This window comes from Haemophilus haemolyticus, from assembly GCF_001008275.1.
Lineage (GTDB): Bacteria > Pseudomonadota > Gammaproteobacteria > Enterobacterales > Pasteurellaceae > Haemophilus > Haemophilus haemolyticus_P.
In genome coordinates, this window is record NZ_LCTH01000029.1 from 99,505 (window position 1) to 119,161 (window position 19,657).

Consider the following 19,657-nt stretch of genomic DNA (forward strand, 5'->3'; position numbering starts at 1 on the left):
AATAGTGGTTCTTGAAAAATATATTTCTAGGTAAATTTGCCTTATGTTATCCTTTACAAAAAAATTTTAGGGTCACACTATGCTGAGTATTTTTGTTACTTTTATTGGCGCATTTTTAACATTGATTGTGATGCGACCAGTTGCCAATTGGATTGGATTAGTTGATAAGCCAAACTATCGTAAACGTCATCAAGGCGCAATTCCGCTAATCGGTGGTGTATCGCTTTTTGTTGGAAATCTTTGCTATTACCTGATGGAATGGGATCAACTTCGATTACCTTATCTCTATTTGTTCAGTATTTTTGTTTTATTGGCGATAGGGATTTTAGATGATCGCTTTGATATCAGTCCTTTCTTAAGAGCAGGGATTCAAGCAATACTGGCGATTTTAATGATCGATCTCGGGAATGTTTATCTTGATCATTTAGGTCAAATTTTAGGGCCTTTCCAGTTAACGCTTGGTTCAATTGGTTTGATTATTACCGTCTTTGCCACTATTGCGATTATTAATGCCTTTAATATGATTGATGGTATTGATGGATTGCTCGGTGGGCTTTCTTGCGTTTCTTTTGCCGCGATTGGTTTCTTGATGTATCGAGATGGGCAAATGGATATGGCGCATTGGAGTTTTGCTTTAATCGTATCGATTTTACCTTATTTGATGCTCAATCTAGGCATTCCATTTGGACCGAAATATAAGGTGTTTATGGGGGATGCGGGGAGTACATTAATTGGCTTTACCATTATTTGGATTTTGTTATTGAGTACGCAAGGAAAAGGGCATCCTATGAATCCAGTAACCGCACTTTGGATTATTGCGATTCCTTTGATTGATATGGTTGCGATTATTTATCGCCGTGTACGTAAAGGCAAAAGCCCATTCCGCCCAGATCGTTTACACGTTCATCATTTAATGGTGAGAGCGGGTTTAACATCAAGACAAGCCTTTTTATTGATTACGTTTGTTTCTGCAATTTGTGCAACTATCGGTATTTTAGGGGAAGTTTATTATGTGAATGAGTGGGCGATGTTTGTCGGCTTTTTCATTTTATTTTTCCTTTATGTCTATTCAATTACGCGTGCATGGCGAATTACTCGTTGGGTCAGAAGAATGAAACGTCGTGCAAAACGGTTGAAGAAAGCATAAAAAAATAAAGGCTTGTGTTATTAAATCACAGGCCTTTATTTTTTGAGAAAATACACCGCACTTTTAATATTTTGGTGAGCTATTTTTGTAGATAGAAAAAATCCCCAGCCTTTTGGCTAGGGATTGAAATTTGGAGCGGGAAACGAGGCTCGAACTCGCGACCCCGACCTTGGCAAGGTCGTGCTCTACCAACTGAGCTATTCCCGCAATAATGCTTTTATAATGTGAAATTGGAGCGGGAAACGAGGCTCGAACTCGCGACCCCAACCTTGGCAAGGTTGTGCTCTACCAACTGAGCTATTCCCGCAGTTCACATCAGTGAATGAGCCCGCATTATACAAATATTTTTAGAGCTTGCAAGGGCAATTTCATAAAAAGAAATTTTTTGTTGAAGTTTTCGTCAATCTAATTTCATGAAATGTTCGCGATAATAAGCTAGCTCTTTAATTGATTCTCGAATGTCATCTAGCGCCAAATGCGTATTCTCTTTTTTAAAGCCTTCTAAAATTTCAGGTTTCCAACGTGCTGCAAGTTCTTTTAATGTGCTCACGTCTAAATGACGATAATGAAAATAATCAGCTAAATCAGGCATATATTTCACTAAGAAGCGTTTATCTTGGGCAATGCTGTTACCGCAAATTGGCGACGCACCTTTGGGCACCCATTTTTTTAAAAAGTCTAAGGTTTGTAATTCTGCTGCTCGTTCGGTAAGTTTGCTGGCTTTTACGCGTTCAATTAAGCCATTTTCACTATGTGTTTTTTGGCACCAATCATTCATTTTATTGAGTAATTCATCAGACTGATGAACAGCCAACACAGGGCCTTCTGCCAAAATATTTAAATTTTTATCTGTTACGATAGTGGCAATTTCAATAATACGTTCTTTTTCCGGATCTAAACCGGTCATTTCTAAATCAATCCAAATAAGATTTTGTTTATCGAATGGCATAATATCAGGTATCCTATGCAAAAATTTTTTTCATTTTACCAAAAACAAGGGAAAAAACGACCGCACTTTTATGGCTAAACGTAAATTAACTCAAAACCAAACTAGAAGAATTCAATCGAATAATGCGAAAACCTTACATCGCCATAAGAAAAAAGAGATTGAATGGTCAGATGAAATGCTTGGCGAATCACAAGAAGGTGTTGTGGTCACGCGTTATTCGATTCATGCAGATGTCGAAAATGAACAAGGCGAAATTTATCGTTGTAATTTGCGTCGTACCTTGTCGAGTTTGGTGGTGGGAGATAAAGTCGTTTGGCGTAAAGGCAATGAACAATTACAAGGTGTGAGTGGCGTGATTGAGGCGATTCACCCTCGAGAAAATGAAATTTCCCGCCCTGACTATTATGATGGTTTGAAACCCATTGCGGCAAATATTGATCGTATTATTATTGTATCAGCAGTATTGCCAACGCTTTCCTTAAATATTATCGATCGTTATCTTGTTGTGTGTGAAATTGCGGGAATTACGCCTCTCATTGTTTTGAATAAAGTGGATTTATTGATGCAGGAACAGCGTCAAGAAATTGAAGAACAACTTAAAATTTACCAAGGTATTGGCTATGAGATTTTAATGATTTCAGCAAAGAGCGGTGAAAATATGGAAAAATTAACCGCACTTTTGGCACAAGGCACGGCGATTTTTGTTGGGCAATCTGGTGTCGGTAAATCGAGTTTGATTAATCATATTTTGCCTAGCGTAAATGCTCAAGTAGGGGACGTGAGCGAAACATCAGGCTTAGGGCAGCATACGACGACCTCATCTCGTCTTTATCATTTGCCACAAGGTGGCAATTTAATTGATTCGCCAGGAATTAGAGAATTTGGGCTTTGGCATTTAGATGCGGAGCAAATCACAAAAGGCTATCGAGAATTTCAATATGTTTTGGGAACCTGTAAATTCCGTGATTGTAAACATTTGAGCGATCCAGGATGTGCATTACGTGAAGCCGTCGAGCAAGGCAAGATTTCGCCTGTTCGTTATGATAATTATCATCGATTAATTGAAAGTTTAAGTGAAACAAAATCACAACGTCATTTTTCAGCAGTTTAACGATTGCGTAAGCTGGATGATAAATAAACAAACCCTGCGTTTTTTTATGATCTAATTCAACTTTTTTAGTGTTTATTCTTGATTATTCGCTTTTGAACAAGGATACTAAGGCGGATTTTATCTTTGTTTTTTTTAACTATTATTTAGTAGAGAGGTAGCATTATGTACTCAAAAGATGTTGAAATCACCGCGCCAAACGGTTTACACACTCGTCCAGCAGCACAATTTGTGAAAGAAGCCAAAGCATTTTCTTCTGATATCACAGTAACATCTGCTGGTAAGAGCGCAAGTGCAAAAAGTTTGTTTAAGCTACAAACGCTAGGTTTAACACAGGGTACAGTTATCACCATTTCTGCTGAAGGCGAAGATGAGCAGCAGGCAGTTGAGCATTTAGTCGCTTTGATTCCAACTTTAGAATAATTCTTACTTAGCCATAAAATTGTGAAATTTTATGGCTATTGTTTATCTATTCCTTTTTAATTATTTCGGAAGGTATCTATGATTTCTGGTATTCTCGCATCACCTGGTATTGCCTTTGGTAAGGCACTTGTTCTTAAAGAAGAAAAGATTGTTCTTGATACGCAAAAAATTACTGATGATCAAATTGATGCAGAAGTCGCTCGGTTTTACGAAGGACGTAGCGCGGCGGTGGAACAACTTAATTCAATCAGAGAGCGTGCATTAATTTCTTTAGGTGAAGAAAAAGCTGCAATCTTTGAAGGTCACTTGATGATCCTTGAGGATGAGGAATTAGAAGAAGAAATTCTTGATTATCTTCGTTCAAATAAGGTCAATGCCGCAGTTGCAGCGAGTAAAATTATTGATCAACAAGTCACAATGTTGTCGGAGATCGATGATGAATATTTGAAAGAGCGTGCTGGCGATATTCGTGATATTGGTAACCGTTTAATTAAAAATATTTTGGGCATGTACATAGTAGATCTTGGCGATATTCAAGAAGAATCAATTCTTGTCGCTTATGATCTGACTCCTTCAGAAACTGCTCAACTTAATCTTGAAAAAGTATTAGGGGTTGTCACTGATATTGGTGGTAGAACATCTCATACTTCTATTATGGCGCGTTCTTTAGAATTACCGGCGATTGTAGGCACAAATAATGTGACTGAATTAGTCAATACAGGTGATTACTTAATTTTAGATGCCATAAATAATCAAGTTTATATTAATCCAACACAATCTCAGATTGATGAATTAAAAACACTTGAAGCTAAAATTTCTGAGGAAAAAGCAGAGTTAGCTAAATTAAAAGATCTTCCAGCAATCACATTGGATGGACACAAGGTTGATGTGGTCGCGAATATCGGGACAATCCGTGATTGTGAAGGGGCAGATCGCAATGGTGCAGAAGGTATTGGTTTATACCGAACTGAATTCTTATTTATGGATCGTGAACAGCTTCCGACGGAAGAAGAGCAATTCATAGCCTATAAAGAAGTCGTAGAAGCAATGAACGGGCGTTTAACCGTGCTTCGTACTATGGATATTGGTGGCGATAAAGAGCTTCCATATTTAGATTTACCAAAAGAAATGAATCCATTCTTAGGATGGCGTGCGATTCGCATTGCGTTAGATCGCCGTGAAATTTTAAATGCACAATTACGCGCAGTATTACGCGCTTCAGCGTTTGGTAAATTGGCGGTGATGTTCCCGATGATTATTTCTGTAGAAGAAATTCGAGAATTAAAAGCGGTTATTGAAACATTAAAAGCGGAATTACGTGCAGAAGGCAAAGATTTTGATGAGCATATCCAAGTGGGTGTAATGGTTGAAACACCATCTGCTGCTGTAAATGCAAAATTCTTAGCAAAAGAAGTCGATTTCTTCAGTATCGGCACTAACGATTTAACCCAATATACTTTGGCGGTGGATCGAGGAAATGAGTTAATTTCACATCTTTATAATCCGATGCAGCCATCTGTGCTTGGTTTAATAAAACAAGTAATTGATGCTTCTCATGCAGAGGGAAAATGGACGGGAATGTGCGGTGAATTAGCCGGTGATGAACGTGCAACTTTATTGTTACTTGGTATGGGATTAGATGAATTTAGTATGAGTGCTATTTCCGTACCTCGAATTAAAAAATTAATCCGTAATGTGAATTTTCAAGATGCAAAAGCACTTGCTAATGCCGCATTACAAAAACCGACCGCTTCGGAAATTGAGCAGTTAATCGAAGAATTTTTGGCGGAAAATGCATTAAATTAAACAAAATTGTTTGATTTTACGTTAAAATAACAGCCATCTATGAATTGATAGGAGATTAAAATGGGCTTATTTGACAAGTTATTCGGTTCAAAAGAAAACAAATCTGTGGAAGTTGAAATTTATGCACCTATCTCTGGTGAGATTGTAAATATTGAAGATGTTCCCGATGTGGTTTTCTCTGAAAAAATCGTGGGTGATGGTGTTGCTATTCGTCCTACCGGTAACAAAATCGTTGCGCCAGTGGATGGTGTGATTGGTAAAATTTTTGAAACCAACCATGCTTTCTCAATGGAATCAAAAGAAGGTGTAGAATTATTTGTACACTTTGGTATTGATACCGTTGAGTTGAAAGGTGAAGGCTTTACTCGTATTGCGCAAGAAGGTCAATCTGTTAAGCGCGGTGACACCGTGATTGAATTTGATCTTCCTTTATTAGAATCAAAAGCAAAATCTGTGTTAACACCCATTGTTATTTCCAATATGGATGAAATTTCTTGCATCGTGAAAAAATCAGGTGAAGTCGTCGCTGGAGAGTCAGTGGTATTAGCCTTAAAAAAATAATTTGTTTACGATAAAAAAGTCCGCCTTTGTGCGGATTTTTTATTTATGCAAATAAAACTTTGGTGTAGATAGGATTCAACGGAAAAATTAAAAATGATCTATAAACTTAATGGCTCACTCCAAAATTACGTATGGGGAGGGCATCAATATATTCCTCAATTACTGAATATTCCTGCGGAAGAAAATCAATATTATGCTGAATGGTGGTTAGGCACACATAATTCTGCGCCTTCAAGCATTGAGGTTGATGGTAAAAATGTATTACTTACTGAATTTTTACAGAAAAATCCTACCGCACTTGGCTCACAAAGCCGAGCAAGTTTTGGTGATGAATTACCCTATTTATTAAAAATTCTTGATGTTGCCCAACCTCTTTCTATTCAACTTCATCCAACAAAAACGCAAGCTGAAATAGGTTTTGCGGAAGAAAATGCGAAAGGTATTGAGTTAAACGCATCAACACGTACTTATAAAGATAATAATCATAAACCTGAAATGATGATTGCTTTATCTGATTTCTGGTTGTTGCATGGTTTTAAAAATAAATCGGATATTATTGAAACTTTAGCATCGAGATCATCTTTAGCCCCGCTTGCGAAAAAATTGAATGAACAAGATTTACATGCTTTCTATGCCGATATTATGCAAGCAGAACAAGCTCAGCTACACCAATGGCTTTCTCCAATTCTGTTGGAAAATCAAACTGCTTATGAGACTAATAATCTGGATTTAACTAATCCAGATTATTGGGTGCTTTACACCATTGATGCAATGAATATTTCTTTAGATAAATTAGATGCTGGTTTAATCTGCTTCTATTTGTTTAATATTGTGCACCTCAAAAAAGGCGAGGGAATTTACCAAGATGCAGGCATTCCGCACGCTTATTTGCGTGGGCAAAATATTGAACTGATGGCATGTTCGGATAATGTGATTCGAGGTGGTTTAACGCCTAAATATGTGGATATTCCAGAATTGCTTAAAATTGTCGATTGTCGTGAAGTGGCGCCTAAAATTATTCCGTCGGCACCTCAAGACACGCGTATATTTACTTATGCTACGCCTGCGCAAGATTTCGCTTTGCAAAATATTCAATATGAATGTGGTGAAATTCATCATTTAAAAGCACAAAGTGCGAGTATTTTATTGGTGATGAATGGCCTGTTAAATTTACGCTCAGAAACGACCGCACTTTCTTTGAAACAAGGTGAGGCAGCTTTCATTAGCGCAGGTGCGGCTTATGAAGTGGAAGGTTTAATTGAAGGCTATGCAGTAGTGGCAAAATTGCCTTAATTTTATACAAAATAGGCTATAAAAGTGCGGGTGGATTTGATAGACTTTTTATACAATCTATCCACTAAAGGAGAAAAATATGCTTGATGGATTCGCTATTTCCACATTAATTTTTGTGATATTAGTCGCATTAATTTTGTTTTCTACAGTGAAAACCGTACCACAAGGTTATAACTGGACAATCGAACGTTTCGGTCGTTACACAAGAACGTTAATGCCAGGGCTAAATTTAGTGGTGCCTTTTGTTGATCGTATTGGTCGTAAAATTAATATGATGGAACAAGTTTTAGATATTCCTTCCCAAGAAGTGATTTCTAAAGATAATGCCAATGTTTCTATTGATGCGGTTTGTTTTGTGCAAGTGATTGATGCTCGAAGTGCGGCTTATGAAGTAAACCATTTGGAACAAGCTATCATCAATTTAACGATGACAAATATCCGCACCGTGCTTGGCTCGATGGAGCTTGATGAAATGCTTTCTCAACGTGATTCTATTAATAGTCGATTATTGGCTATTGTGGATGAAGCGACAAATCCATGGGGGATTAAAGTAACGCGTATTGAAATTCGTGATGTTCGTCCGCCTCGTGAATTGATTGATTCTATGAATGCTCAAATGAAAGCGGAACGAAATAAACGTGCTGAAGTATTAGAAGCTGAAGGGATTCGCCAAGCTCAGATTCTTCGTGCTGAAGGTGAAAAACAAGCTAGAATTCTAAAAGCGGAAGGGGAGCGACAAGAAGCCTTTTTACAAGCTGAAGCCCGAGAACGTGCCGCGGAAGCTGAAGCAAAAGCAACACAAATGGTATCAGAAGCCATTACCAGCGGTGACACCAAAGCAATTAATTACTTTATTGCACAAAAATACACGGAAGCATTGAAAGAAATCGGTAGTTCAGGAAACAGTAAAGTCGTGCTTATGCCATTAGAAGCTGGCAATTTAATTGGTTCTGTTGCAGGTATTGCGGAGTTATTAAAGGGCGATAAAAAATCTTAATTTAGATAAAGTGCGGTGATTTTTTTAATCGTTTATCACTGCACTTTTGTAATAAAAAGCCTTTACAACAAATAGGAGAATCTATGGCGGATTGGTTAATAAATTGGACGCTTTGGCATTGGCTGATTTTAGGCTTTATTTTGCTTATTGGTGAAGTGCTTACACCAGGGATATTTTTGCTATGGTGGGGATTAGCAGCTTTAGTGACGGCATTTGTACAATTTCTTTTTCCAAGCCTTTCTCTTGCCTCACTTGCTATTTTTTATGCTCTATTAGCTTGTATACTTTCTGTGATTTGGTGGAAATATCAACATGGTAAAGATCGCCATGATCAATCTCATTCAACATTAAATCAACGCGATCATGCCTTACTTGGTAAACAAGGTATTGTTCAAGAACTTGGCGCGAATGGAATTGGTCGGGGCGCTTTTGGCGACACAACTTGGCGCATTCAAGGTGATAATCTTACAGTCGGTGCATTAATTGAAGTTGAACGTGTGGATGGAATTACGCTAATTGTAAAAAATATTTCTAATTAGTTTCGGATTTTAATTGATAACAAACAAGACAGGCATCAAGCCTGTCTTTTTTGTATGATCAAAATGTTCTTCCAAAATTTACCGCACTTTGAGATTAACCTAGCGTCGCTAAAATAATTTGCTCTTGATCAATATGAATCCAAACCTGTTGCCCGATTTGCCATTGATTTGGCTGGTGGACTGTGGCACAAAATTCAATGTCGCTTTCAGAAAATTGAAGGATCGCTTCTTCTTCATTTAGTGATTTGATATTTACAGGGAACTGATTAGATTGGTTCTCTAGTGGTTTTTCACTAATTTTCACCCAAGGTGCCTTGAACATCAGCATCACTTCTTTTTCCGTAATCAGTTTCAAACGAGCAGAGCTTTTAGTGGTAATAGAAACTTGCAACGGTGTTGGTAATCCTTGCACATTCACATCCACAACACAACGAGAGTCAATGATTCGTTGTTGTGCCACTCGTCCAAAAAATTGATTGCGTGCGCTACTTTGTAAAGAAAAACGTGCAGTTGCCGTGAGCAAACTATCTAATGGCACAGATTCATCTTGTAGAATATGAAAAGCGTGTTCTTGCGTACGTTCTAATAAATCGTAGAGTTGGAGCAAACGCTCGGCATAAGTGGTAAGCTCCGTACCTCCGCCATTTTTTCCACCTGTATTTCGTTCAAGCAATGGGCGAGGGCTGATTTTATTCATCGCTTCTAAATGATCCCACGCACTTTTATAGCTCACTTTTGCATTTTTCGCTGCTTGATTAATTGAACCGCATTGTTGAATTTCTTTGAGTAAACGCACTCGTTTTGGATCGATAAAAAGTGCTTGTTGAAGTTTAATGGTGAGTAAAATTTCGGTGTTTTTCATTTTGCTGTCCCTAAGTAATCCTAAGTGGTAAGCCTAAGCGTTATATATTTTACTAAATAATTTTTCTTTTGCTATATGATTATTATTTATTTCAATATATAATCAAGTAAATAACGTTTAATCATAGGAGATGATTCATGAAAAAATTAACTAAAATTTCAACCGCGCTTTTAATCGCAGGATTAGGCTTTTCTTTTGCAGCATCCGCTAAAGTGACTGTATTTGCAGCGGCTTCAATGACAGATGCTTTACAACAAGTTGCAAAAGATTACGCAAAACAAAATCCGAAAAATGAAGTAGTGTTTTCTTTCGCGTCTTCTTCAACTTTAGCAAAACAAGTTGAAGAAGGCGCGCCAGCGGATATTTTTGTATCTGCAAGCAATAAATGGATGAAATATCTTTCTGAAAAAGATTTAACCGTAAAAGAAACCGAAAAAGTTTTAGTGGGCAATGATTTAGTCTTAATTGCACCAGCAAAAAGTGCGGTAAATTCTGTGGATATTGCAAAAGGCGAATGGATTAATGCATTAAAAGATAGCTATTTATCTGTTGGCGATCCTGCGCACGTGCCTGCTGGTCAATACGCAGAAGAAGCATTAACTAAATTAAATTTATGGGATAAAGTACAAGATCGTTTAGCGCGTGCTAAAGATGTGCGTGGCGCATTAGCTTTAGTTGAACGTGCAGAAGCACCTTACGGTATTGTGTACAGCACTGACTCAAAAGTGAGCCAACAAGTTAAAACGGTTGCGGTTTTCCCAGCGGATAGTCATAAACCAGTTGTTTATCCTGTTTCTATTGTAAAAGGTCATGATAATGCGGATTCTCGCGATTTCTTGAAATATTTAGAATCAGATGTAGCGAAGAAAGTGCTTGTAGGGTATGGTTTCTCTGCAAAATAAGGTGGCATTTTAACATTTATTAAGGGCGGATATTTCTGCCCTTTTGTTATTATAGAGCATCTTACCTCTCATTAATGTGGGATATTCCCATAAACAAGGGATTTAAAGAGAGGCTATTTGTATAAGGATTCATTTTGCTTACCCAAATTTTTTCATTTTTCAATCTGACTCCAATGGAAATCTCAGCGATTAATTTAAGCCTGAGTGTTGCGGTCAGTTCTATGCTTTGGAGTTTGCCGTTAGCCATTTTTGTTGCGTGGCTCTTAGCGCGTAAAAATTTCTATGGCAAATCCCTGATTACTGGCGTAATTCATTTGCCTTTAGTATTGCCACCTGTGGTTATCGGTTATCTATTGCTTGTGGCAATGGGGCGCAATGGTTTTATTGGCAAGTATTTATATCAGTGGTTTGGCTTATCTTTTGGTTTTAGTTGGAAGGGGGCTGTGCTTTCCTCTGCCGTGGTTGCCTTTCCATTGGTTGTTCGCGCGATTCGACTTTCTTTAGAAAATATTGATATTAAATTGGAGCAAGCGGCGCAAACACTCGGCGCTTCCGCTTGGCGTGTATTTTTTACAATAACCTTGCCACTTTCTTTACCTGGGGTTTTAGCTGGGCTCGTGCTTGGTTTCGCACGATCATTAGGAGAATTTGGCGCGACTATAACCTTTGTGTCGAACATTGCAGGCGAAACTCAAACGATTCCCCTTGCGATGTATTCTTTTATTCAAACACCGGGAGCAGAAGAACAAACTGCTCGCTTATGTTTATTTGCTATCATTCTTTCATTGATTTCTTTGCTATTGTCAGAGTGGTTGAGCAAGCGAATGCAGAAAAAATTAGGACAAGGAAATGTTGCAGATTAATGTGAAAAAACAGCTCGGGCAACTTGCCTTGCAAGCGAATATACAAGTGCCAGATCAAGGGGTGACCGCCATTTTCGGTTTGTCTGGCTCAGGCAAAACATCGTTGATTAATCTCGTCAGTGGCTTGATACAACCAGACGAAGGATTCATCCGTTTAAATGACCGCACTTTAGTGGATATGGAAATACAAGAATGCTTGCCGACTCACTTGCGTAAAATTGGCTATGTATTCCAAGACGCGCGCTTATTTCCTCACTACAGTGTGAAAGGCAATTTGCGTTATGGTATGAAAAATGTCTCGCAAGATGATTTTAACTATATTGTCGATCTTCTCGGTATTACTCACTTATTAAAGCGTTATCCACTTACGCTTTCTGGCGGAGAGAAACAACGTGTAGCAATTGGTCGAGCATTATTGGCAGAACCCGATATTTTACTGATGGACGAACCACTTTCAGCTCTTGATGTTCCCCGTAAACGCGAGCTAATGCAATATTTGGAACGTCTTTCTAAAGAAATTAATATCCCGATTTTATATGTTACCCACAGCTTGGACGAACTGTTGCGTTTAGCTGATCGCGTTGTGCTGATGGAAAACGGCATTGTGAAAGCCTATGACAGCGTAGAAAAAATTTGGAATAGTGCTATTTTTGCCCCTTGGAAAGGGGAAAGCGAACAGAGTAGTGTACTTGCCTTGCCCGTTCATTTGCATAATCCGCCTTATAAAATGACCGCACTTTCCTTAGGCGAACAAGTGCTTTGGATTCATCAAGTGCCAGCGAATGTAGGCGAGCGAGTGCGAGTTTGTATTTATAGTTCAGATGTTTCTATTACACTGCAAAAGCCAGAACAAACAAGCATTCGTAATATTTTACGTGGCCAAGTCGCACAAATTGAAATACAAGATTCTCGGGTAGATATTTCGGTGCTGGTGGAAGGACATAAGATTTGGGCAAGTATCAGTAAATGGGCGCAAAATGAACTGCGTTTTGCTGTTGGGCAGGATGTTTATGTTCAAATTAAAGCGGTGTCGGTGATGTAGTAAAAATGACCTCACTTTGTTTTTCTCCAAGTGCGGTTTTTATTAAATAAATATTCTATTTCAATAAAGTTCATTCCTATATTCGCTTTATCAAGATTCATTTTAGAAAATTGTATAAATAAAAATATTTGGTGTTTACCGCATTTTTAAAGCAAAATCTCACTAATTTGAAATAAAAATCATATTTTGTTATTATATTTTTACTTTTTGGAAACAATTCTTCAATTCCTACTGAACGTTTCCTTCAAAATCGCACTTCTATGTGCTGTCATTTGTAGTGGTTCCATTACACACTTTTGCTTTTAGGCAACATTTATAAAATCTAATTTTTAATTTACTCACTTAATTTTTAAGGAGAAAAGCTTGTTTTTATTTCAATTTATGAAAAATCGAACGTCATTTAATCCTTTGGTAATTGGCGTTACATTATTTTTTGTGTTGTTACTTATGGCGATGATTTTAATTGCCCCAGCACAAACTCAAGAATTATTGAATCAAGCTAAAACCAGCATTTTTGCCAATTTTAGTTGGTTTTATGTGCTCACTTTTTCAGTGTTTTTAGTATTTTTATTAATTTTATCAGTAAGTAGTCTTGGCAATATAAAACTAGGGCAGGATGAAGAAGAACCTGAATTTAGTTTCTTATCTTGGCTTGCGATGTTATTTGCTGCTGGAATGGGAGTTGGTCTGATGTTTTTTGGCGTAGCAGAACCATTAACCCATTATCTTTCTGACATTACAGCAGGTTCAGCTGAACATAAACAACAAGAGGCTTTACTTCACACTCTGTTCCATTGGGGCATTCACGCTTGGGCAGTATATGGCACCATTGCTTTAGCATTAGCTTATTTTGGGTTTCGTTATAAATTACCTTTAGCATTGCGCTCTTGTTTTTATCCTTTATTAAAAGATCGTATTAATGGCAAAATCGGCGATGCGATTGATGTAATGGCGTTACTTGCCACATTGTTTGGGATTATTACTACATTAGGTTTCGGTTCATCACAGCTTGGTGCAGGGTTTGAACAAATAGGTTGGATAAGCCAGAACAGCTTTGGTTTACAAGTTGGCGTTATTGTTGTGGTAATGTGTTTAGCGGTGTTTTCTGCCATTTCTGGTGTTGGAAAAGGCGTGAAAATATTAAGTGAAATTAACTTAACTTTAGCATTTGGTTTACTCCTTTTTGTTTTAATTGCAGGGCCTACGTTATACCTTTTATCTGCCTTTAGCGACAATATTGGTAATTATTTCAGCAATTTAGTGCAACTCAGTTTTAAAACCTATGCTTATGAACAAGAACATACTGGCTGGTTTAGTGGATGGACTGTGCTTTATTGGGCTTGGTGGTGTTCTTGGGCTCCGTTTGTGGGTTTATTTATTGCCCGTATTTCTAAAGGACGAACTATACGTGAATTTATTTTTGGCGTATTAGTTATTCCAAGTTTATTTGGTATTTTATGGTTTACTGTTTTTGGTAATACAGCGGTATGGCTAAATGATGGCATTGCTGCGGGCGGGCTTGGCGAATTTATTTCTTCTCCAGAAATTTTATTATTTAAATTTTTAAATTATCTGCCTTTGCCAACAATAACTGGTTTTGTGAGTTTATTAGTGATTTCATTGTTTTTTATCACTTCAGCTGATTCAGGCATTTATGTGTTAAATAACATTGCATCTCGTGATAAAAGTTTAGCTTCGCCTGCGTGGCAAGCCATAATGTGGGGAACGTTAATGTCAGTTGTTGCAATTGTGCTTATGCAGTCTGGTGGACTTGCTAATTTGCAAACAATGACATTAATTGTAGCCTTGCCTTTTGCTTTATTAATGTTGGTAATGTGTTTTAGTTTATGGAAAGGCTTAATTGCGGATAAAAAATATTTTTCTACTAAAGTCAATCCAACTAGCATTTTCTGGAGCGGCGATAAATGGAAATCACATTTAGAGCAAATGATGAACCAAACGCAAGAGAAAGATATTTTACGTTTTCTTAAAAATACGGCGTTACCCGCTATGCGAGAATTACGTCAAGAATTAACAGGAAAATATAATTTAAGTGTAGAAATCAATACATTATTTGAACAAGAAGAGCCAGCTTTGGAATTGGTAATTCATAAAGAATCAATGCGAGATTTTATGTATGGTATTAAATCTGTTGGGCGCGAAGTGTCAGAGCAATTAATTAACGATGAAAATCTACCGCACATTCAACACAATGTTACTTATGAGCCTTACACTTATTTCTTTGATGGACGAGTTGGTTATGATGTTCAATATATGGATCAAGATGAATTGATCGCCGATATGTTGAAACAATATGAACGTTATTTAAGTTTGCTTGATGATGTGGGTCAGGAACTAATGGCACACGAGCAAACCGAACTAGCAGAGTAATCGATTTAAAGGTGCAACGTGTGCCAGTTTTGTGGTTATTTAACCTGATTAATCAAAAATTGGGTTAATAGCGAAACAGGGCGGCCAGTTGCGCCTTTATTTGCGCCTTGTAGCCAAGCTGTACCTGCAATGTCTAAATGTGCCCAGCGATATTTTTTCGTGAAGTTAGACAAAAATGCACCCGCTGTAATTGCGCCACCCCAGCGTCCGCCAATGTTGGCAAGATCGGCGAAAGGTGATTTCAGTTGCTCTTGATATTCTTCGCTTAATGGTAAACGCCACGCTTTGTCTGTGGTTTCTGTTGCTGCGTAGAGTAGTGCATTGGCAAGATCATTATCTGTAGAAATTAAGCCACTATTGTGTTGGCCAAGAGCAACCACACAAGCACCCGTCAAGGTTGCAACATCAATAACAAGCTCTGGTTCAAAACGCTCAACATAAGTAAGAGCATCACAAAGGACTAAGCGACCTTCTGCATCGGTGTTGAGCACTTCTACGGTTAAGCCATTCATAGTGGTGAGAATATCGCCTGGGCGGTAAGCATTGCCATCAGGCAGATTTTCACAACCAGCTAAAACACCAATAACGTTTAATGGCAAATTCAATTCTGCAATGGCTTTCATTGTGCCGAAGACAGAAGCCGCACCACACATGTCATATTTCATTTCATCCATGTCAGCGGCAGGTTTAAGTGAAATACCGCCCGCATCAAAGGTTAATCCTTTGCCGACAAGTACAATTGGTTTGGCGTTTTTATCTGGCGCATTATTGAATGTCAAAATAGACATATAAGCACGGTTTTCAGAGCCTTTTGAGACGGCAAGATAAGCGTTCATTCCAAGTTTTGACATTTCTTCTTCATCCACAACTTTCAATGAAAGTGCGGTAGAATTTTCCACTAAATTTTTTGCTTGTTCAGCAAGATATGCTGGGTTGCAAATATTGGGTGGCATATTTGCGATGTCGCGTGCTGATTTTATACCTGAGCTAATCGCATTGGCGTGAGAAATAGCTTGTTGAGCTTGATCACAATCCGTATTAAAGATGAAGGATTCTAAAACAGAAGCATCAGCTTTTTGAGATTTGAAATGATCAAATTGATAATTGGTGTGTTCAATCGTTTCAATGGCAAAGCGGATATTCCAATAAAGATCGCGCTCTTTTAATTCAATTTCAGTTAAATAAGAAACAACTTCACGCGTGTTGGTTTCTTTTAGTGTTTTTAATACAGCTTGGATGATTTGTTTATATTGACGCTCGGTGAGTTCTCCTTTTTTGCCACAGCCAACGATTAACACGCGTTTGGCAGCCAGACCTTGAAGATCACGAAGTAAAACAGTTTGGGCTAATTTGCCAGTTAGCTCACCTGATTTCAGTAAATCGTTTAAATAGCCTTGGGTTAATTGATCGATTTCATGGAAACTTTTTGAAAATACATTGTTCTCATATACGCCTAAAACAATGCAATCACTGGCTTGAGAAAGTGCGGCATTTTTTGCTTGATATTTCATTTGATGTCCTTAAATTTCTGTTTAATTCAGCGAAAATAAGGTATCATACGCGACCGATTTTATCCAGTTTTCCCCGCTTTAGATTTAGAAAAACAAACGATATAAGATGATTTTAATTCGATATTTAACGAAAGAAGTATTTAAGAGCCAAGTCGCTATTTTGTTCATTTTATTGCTGATATTTTTTTCTCAGCAGTTAGTGCGCGTACTGGGATCTGCGGCTAATGGTAAAGTGCCGGCTGACTTGGTATTTTCCTTGCTAGGGTTAGGCATGCCTGCTATGGCGCAATTAATGTTGCCATTATGTTTGTTTATTGCGATTTTACTGACTTTTGGTCGTCTTTATGCTGAAAGTGAAATAACGGTGATGCGTGCTTGTGGTGTCGGGCAACGTGTTTTAGTGCGTGTGGCGTTAATGCTTTCATTGGTTACTGCGGGACTTGCTGCTTATAACGTCTTGTGGCTTTCGCCTTGGTCAATTCAAAAACAAGCTGCAATTGTGGAAGATGCCAAAGCGAATCCAACAATGGGGGCGCTTGCTTCAGGTCAGTTTATAGCAACGAATAACAACAATTTTGTTTTATTTATTGATAGTATCAAGGGAAATCAAATTAATGACGTGTATTTGTTCCAAACGGCACCAAAAGGACAAACGAAACCATCCGTCGTGACTGCTGAAAAAGGCGAATTAAAAGCGCTGCCAAATGGCGATCAAATTCTGAATTTACAAAATACGCAACGAGTTGAAGGCACGTCTGTTTTGCCTGATTTCCGCATTACGCATTTTGATGAATATCAAGCCTATTTAGGTCATCAGGAAACAGAAAATACGAATGATGAAGTAGCGGAATTAACGTTGTTTCAACTTATCGCTTTAGACTCTCCTTCTGCGAAATCTGAATTGCATTGGCGTATAACATTAATCCTAGCTGTTCCACTAATGGCGTTAATTGCTGTTCCGTTAAGTCGTGTAAATCCGCGACAAGGTAGATTTGCCAAAATTTTACCCGCACTTTTACTCTATTTAATTTATTTTTTATTACAAAGTTCCTTTAAATCTGCGGGCGCAGCGGGAAAATTAGATGCTGCTATTTTTATGCCTCTTGTTAATATTGGCTTTTTGTTGCTTGGCATAGTGTTAAACGGTTGGGATAGTGCTGCGATGTATAAATTCCGCCATTTATTCAGTAGAAAAGGATAAGCAAAATGATGAATACCCTCGATCGTTATATTGGAAAAAGTATTCTTGGCTCAATTTTTGCCACTTTGCTTACATTGGTTGGGCTTTCTGCCATTATCAAATTTGTGGAACAATTTCGTAGTGTGGGTAAAGGTACTTATGATATTTGGCAAGCGGTGGCTTTTACTGGGTTAACCATTCCAAAAGATATTGAAACTTTCTTTCCTATGGCGGCATTGCTTGGTGCCCTAATGGCTTTAGGTAATCTTGCAAGTCGAAGCGAACTCGTTGTGATGCAAGCCGCCGGATTTTCTCGTTTTAAAATTGGTATGGCAGTGATGAAAACCGCATTACCATTAGTATTGTTAACCATGGTGATTGGTGAATGGGGGATTCCACAAACCGAACAATTCGCACGTGATATGCGTGCTCGAGAGCTTTCTGGTGGTTCAATGCTTTCCATGAAAAATGGGGTTTGGGCAAAAGATGGTAATAATTTTGTGTTTGTTCGACGTGTGACGGATGACACAAAATTAAACGATATTTATATTTATACTTTTGATCAGCATCGTAATTTGACGGAGTTGAAACATGCTAACCAAGCAAGTTATTCGGAAGATGAAAGTAAATGGACTTTACGTCAAGTGAACCATTCTATGATTAGCAAAGATGAAATCACGACAAGTAATCGCTTATCGGAAAAATGGGAAACAAATTTAACGCCAGATAAATTAGGCGCTGTTTCTTTACGTCCTACATCACTGTCTATTTCAGGTTTGTATAATTACATTTCATTTTTACGTGAAACAGGTCAGGATGTGAGTCGCTTTGAACTCACATTCTGGCGGAAAATTTTCCAACCTGTGTCTGTTGGTGTGATGATGTTATTGGCATTATCGTTTATTTTTGGATCGCTACGCAGTGTGACCGCGGGCGCTAGAATTGTAACGGGCATCTGTTTTGGCTTTTTGTTCTATGTAGTAAATGAAATCTTCGGGCAAATGAGCGTTGTTTATAACATGCCTGCTGTTTTCGGTGCGCTAATGCCAAGTTTGCTATTTATCGTGATGATTTGGTGGTTGCTGAGTCGGAAACGGGATTAATTCAGATCGTTCAAATAATTGCGTGTTCAGAAATGGCACGCAATATTTTTATGTGTTGTTTTCAAATGGAAGAAGTTAAAAAATCAATGAAAATTGGCTTAGTATTAGAAGGTGGGGCGATGCGAGGCATGTACACTGCGGGAGTACTAGATACCTTCTTAGATAAAGATTTTTGGGTTGATGGTATCATTTCCGTTTCTGCAGGTGCATTATTTGGGGTTAATTATCCTTCTCGGCAAAAAGAGCGGGCAATTCGTTACAACAAGAAATTTATATCGGATAAGCGTTATATCAGTTTTAAAAGTTTGGTGAGGACAGGCAATATCGTGAATAAAGATTTTGCTTTTTATGAAGTACCTTTCAAATATGATGTGTTTGATAATAAAACGTTTAAAGAATCAGATATAGATTTTTATGTAGCTGTAACTAATTTACAAACTGCGCAAGCAGAATATGTCAAATTAATAGATCCTTTGGGCCAAATGGAGGTGTTGCGTGCTACTTCCGCTATGCCTTATGTTTCTCGTCCTGTAGAGATAGACGGGATTCCTTATTTGGATGGCGCTATTGTTGATTCTATTCCTGTAGAACAAATGCAGATGTTAGGATACGATAAAATCATTGTCATTCTTACCCGCACTTTAGATTATAGAAAATCTAAGCCGATGGCTTGGATTGCCAAATGGTTTTATCGACGTTATCCTGATTTTGCAGATGCCGTAAATCAGCGTTATGCCATGTATAATCAACAAGTTGAAAATGTGATTAAGCTAGCAGAAAAAGGCGATATTTTTGTTATTCGACCTTCTGTTGATTTGAAGATTAAGCGTATTGAAAAAGATCCCAATAAATTACAGGCAATGTATGAGCTGGGTATGAAAGATATGCAATTACAGTGGAAAAATTTATTGGACTATTTAAATCGATAATAAAAAATGAGTAACTTTAACCGTTTAACTTTACTACTTTTATTTTATTTA

General features: G+C 37.8%; 18 protein-coding genes and 2 tRNA genes. 15 read left to right on the forward strand and 5 right to left on the reverse strand.

Annotation, left to right across the window (positions count from 1 at the left end; genetic code table 11):
* Positions 1-79: 79 nt before the first annotated feature.
* Entirely contained in the window at positions 80-1,147 is a 1,068-nt protein-coding gene (gene wecA, locus AAX15_RS04455; RefSeq protein ID WP_046939313.1) for a UDP-N-acetylglucosamine--undecaprenyl-phosphate N-acetylglucosaminephosphotransferase, read from the forward strand.
* A gap of 131 nt (positions 1,148-1,278) precedes the next feature.
* Here wecA and AAX15_RS04460 read toward each other — a convergent pair.
* From AAX15_RS04460 to orn, 3 genes are all read right to left on the reverse strand, one after another.
* Positions 1,279-1,354, reverse strand: a tRNA-Gly gene (locus AAX15_RS04460).
* A 24-nt stretch (positions 1,355-1,378) separates the two neighbouring features.
* A tRNA-Gly gene (locus tag AAX15_RS04465) sits at positions 1,379-1,454 on the reverse strand.
* 93 nt (positions 1,455-1,547) lie between these two features.
* Complete coding sequence (gene orn, locus AAX15_RS04470; protein ID WP_009500975.1) at positions 1,548-2,096, reverse strand: oligoribonuclease; 549 nt, start codon at positions 2,094-2,096, stop codon at positions 1,548-1,550.
* A 70-nt stretch (positions 2,097-2,166) separates the two neighbouring features.
* On the opposite strand from orn, the gene rsgA reads away from it, so the two are divergent.
* The 7 genes from rsgA (at position 2,167) to AAX15_RS04505 (ending at position 8,823) form a co-directional block, all read left to right on the forward strand.
* The gene (gene rsgA, locus AAX15_RS04475; RefSeq protein ID WP_046939314.1) at positions 2,167-3,207 is read left to right on the forward strand and encodes a small ribosomal subunit biogenesis GTPase RsgA; all 1,041 of its coding nucleotides are present in this window, start codon (positions 2,167-2,169) and stop codon (positions 3,205-3,207) included.
* A gap of 162 nt (positions 3,208-3,369) precedes the next feature.
* Positions 3,370-3,627, forward strand: coding sequence for a phosphocarrier protein Hpr (gene ptsH, locus AAX15_RS04480; RefSeq protein ID WP_005628404.1), 258 nt, complete (start codon positions 3,370-3,372; stop codon positions 3,625-3,627).
* A gap of 78 nt (positions 3,628-3,705) precedes the next feature.
* Positions 3,706-5,433 (forward strand): phosphoenolpyruvate-protein phosphotransferase PtsI, encoded by a 1,728-nt coding sequence (ptsI, locus tag AAX15_RS04485; RefSeq protein ID WP_046939315.1) that lies wholly within the window; start codon positions 3,706-3,708, stop codon positions 5,431-5,433.
* Between the two features lie 60 nt (positions 5,434-5,493).
* Positions 5,494-5,994, forward strand: a complete 501-nt coding sequence (gene crr, locus AAX15_RS04490; protein ID WP_005632596.1) for a PTS glucose transporter subunit IIA — start codon at positions 5,494-5,496, stop codon at positions 5,992-5,994.
* A 93-nt stretch (positions 5,995-6,087) separates the two neighbouring features.
* Positions 6,088-7,287, forward strand: coding sequence for a mannose-6-phosphate isomerase, class I (manA, locus tag AAX15_RS04495; RefSeq protein ID WP_046939316.1), 1,200 nt, complete (start codon positions 6,088-6,090; stop codon positions 7,285-7,287).
* 79 nt (positions 7,288-7,366) lie between these two features.
* Positions 7,367-8,284, forward strand: coding sequence for an SPFH domain-containing protein (locus AAX15_RS04500; protein ID WP_005628412.1), 918 nt, complete (start codon positions 7,367-7,369; stop codon positions 8,282-8,284).
* 83 nt (positions 8,285-8,367) lie between these two features.
* Positions 8,368-8,823 carry an NfeD family protein gene (locus tag AAX15_RS04505; RefSeq protein ID WP_046939317.1) on the forward strand — a complete coding sequence of 152 codons (456 nt, stop codon included), beginning with the start codon at positions 8,368-8,370 and terminating at the stop codon, positions 8,821-8,823.
* A 94-nt stretch (positions 8,824-8,917) separates the two neighbouring features.
* Here AAX15_RS04505 and AAX15_RS04510 read toward each other — a convergent pair whose 3' ends face one another.
* Positions 8,918-9,685 (reverse strand): TOBE domain-containing protein, encoded by a 768-nt coding sequence (locus tag AAX15_RS04510; protein WP_046939318.1) that lies wholly within the window; start codon positions 9,683-9,685, stop codon positions 8,918-8,920.
* 137 nt (positions 9,686-9,822) lie between these two features.
* Between AAX15_RS04510 and modA the strand changes: the two genes are divergently transcribed.
* The 4 genes from modA to AAX15_RS04530 all read left to right on the forward strand — a co-directional run bounded on the left by modA (position 9,823) and on the right by AAX15_RS04530 (position 14,883).
* Entirely contained in the window at positions 9,823-10,587 is a 765-nt protein-coding gene (gene modA / locus AAX15_RS04515; protein ID WP_046939319.1) for a molybdate ABC transporter substrate-binding protein, read from the forward strand.
* Positions 10,588-10,721: 134 nt separating this feature from the next.
* Entirely contained in the window at positions 10,722-11,450 is a 729-nt protein-coding gene (modB, locus tag AAX15_RS04520; RefSeq protein ID WP_005628423.1) for a molybdate ABC transporter permease subunit, read from the forward strand.
* The gene (gene modC, locus AAX15_RS04525; RefSeq protein WP_046939320.1) at positions 11,437-12,492 is read left to right on the forward strand and encodes a molybdenum ABC transporter ATP-binding protein ModC; all 1,056 of its coding nucleotides are present in this window, start codon (positions 11,437-11,439) and stop codon (positions 12,490-12,492) included. Before modB ends, modC begins: the two co-directional genes overlap by 14 nt.
* A 363-nt stretch (positions 12,493-12,855) precedes the next feature.
* A complete protein-coding gene (locus tag AAX15_RS04530) occupies positions 12,856-14,883 on the forward strand; it encodes a BCCT family transporter (protein ID WP_046939321.1) in 2,028 nt (675 codons plus the stop codon).
* A gap of 35 nt (positions 14,884-14,918) precedes the next feature.
* Here AAX15_RS04530 and AAX15_RS04535 read toward each other — a convergent pair whose 3' ends face one another.
* Positions 14,919-16,394, reverse strand: coding sequence for a leucyl aminopeptidase (locus AAX15_RS04535; RefSeq protein ID WP_046939322.1), 1,476 nt, complete (start codon positions 16,392-16,394; stop codon positions 14,919-14,921).
* Between the two features lie 106 nt (positions 16,395-16,500).
* Here AAX15_RS04535 and lptF point away from each other — a divergent pair, with 106 nt between their 5' ends.
* From lptF to AAX15_RS04550, 3 genes are all read left to right on the forward strand, one after another.
* Positions 16,501-17,595, forward strand: coding sequence for an LPS export ABC transporter permease LptF (gene lptF / locus AAX15_RS04540; RefSeq protein WP_046939323.1), 1,095 nt, complete (start codon positions 16,501-16,503; stop codon positions 17,593-17,595).
* Positions 17,596-17,600: 5 nt separating this feature from the next.
* Positions 17,601-18,677 carry an LPS export ABC transporter permease LptG gene (gene lptG / locus AAX15_RS04545; protein ID WP_046939324.1) on the forward strand — a complete coding sequence of 359 codons (1,077 nt, stop codon included), beginning with the start codon at positions 17,601-17,603 and terminating at the stop codon, positions 18,675-18,677.
* An 86-nt stretch (positions 18,678-18,763) separates the two neighbouring features.
* Positions 18,764-19,606 (forward strand): patatin-like phospholipase family protein, encoded by an 843-nt coding sequence (locus AAX15_RS04550; protein WP_046939327.1) that lies wholly within the window; start codon positions 18,764-18,766, stop codon positions 19,604-19,606.
* The last annotated feature ends 51 nt before the right edge of the window (positions 19,607-19,657 follow it).

Bases quoted from the DNA above. Each gene is read 5' to 3' on its own strand.
- wecA (WP_046939313.1), top strand. From the start codon at position 80: ATGCTGAGTATTTTTGTTACTTTTATTGGCGCATTTTTAACATTGATT.
- orn (WP_009500975.1), bottom strand. From the start codon at position 2,096: ATGCCATTCGATAAACAAAATCTTATTTGGATTGATTTAGAAATGACC.
- rsgA (WP_046939314.1), top strand. From the start codon at position 2,167: ATGGCTAAACGTAAATTAACTCAAAACCAAACTAGAAGAATTCAATCG.
- ptsH (WP_005628404.1), top strand. From the start codon at position 3,370: ATGTACTCAAAAGATGTTGAAATCACCGCGCCAAACGGTTTACACACT.
- ptsI (WP_046939315.1), top strand. From the start codon at position 3,706: ATGATTTCTGGTATTCTCGCATCACCTGGTATTGCCTTTGGTAAGGCA.
- crr (WP_005632596.1), top strand. From the start codon at position 5,494: ATGGGCTTATTTGACAAGTTATTCGGTTCAAAAGAAAACAAATCTGTG.
- manA (WP_046939316.1), top strand. From the start codon at position 6,088: ATGATCTATAAACTTAATGGCTCACTCCAAAATTACGTATGGGGAGGG.
- AAX15_RS04500 (WP_005628412.1), top strand. From the start codon at position 7,367: ATGCTTGATGGATTCGCTATTTCCACATTAATTTTTGTGATATTAGTC.
- AAX15_RS04505 (WP_046939317.1), top strand. From the start codon at position 8,368: ATGGCGGATTGGTTAATAAATTGGACGCTTTGGCATTGGCTGATTTTA.
- AAX15_RS04510 (WP_046939318.1), bottom strand. From the start codon at position 9,685: ATGAAAAACACCGAAATTTTACTCACCATTAAACTTCAACAAGCACTT.
- modA (WP_046939319.1), top strand. From the start codon at position 9,823: ATGAAAAAATTAACTAAAATTTCAACCGCGCTTTTAATCGCAGGATTA.
- modC (WP_046939320.1), top strand. From the start codon at position 11,437: ATGTTGCAGATTAATGTGAAAAAACAGCTCGGGCAACTTGCCTTGCAA.
- AAX15_RS04535 (WP_046939322.1), bottom strand. From the start codon at position 16,394: ATGAAATATCAAGCAAAAAATGCCGCACTTTCTCAAGCCAGTGATTGC.
- lptF (WP_046939323.1), top strand. From the start codon at position 16,501: ATGATTTTAATTCGATATTTAACGAAAGAAGTATTTAAGAGCCAAGTC.
- lptG (WP_046939324.1), top strand. From the start codon at position 17,601: ATGATGAATACCCTCGATCGTTATATTGGAAAAAGTATTCTTGGCTCA.
- AAX15_RS04550 (WP_046939327.1), top strand. From the start codon at position 18,764: ATGAAAATTGGCTTAGTATTAGAAGGTGGGGCGATGCGAGGCATGTAC.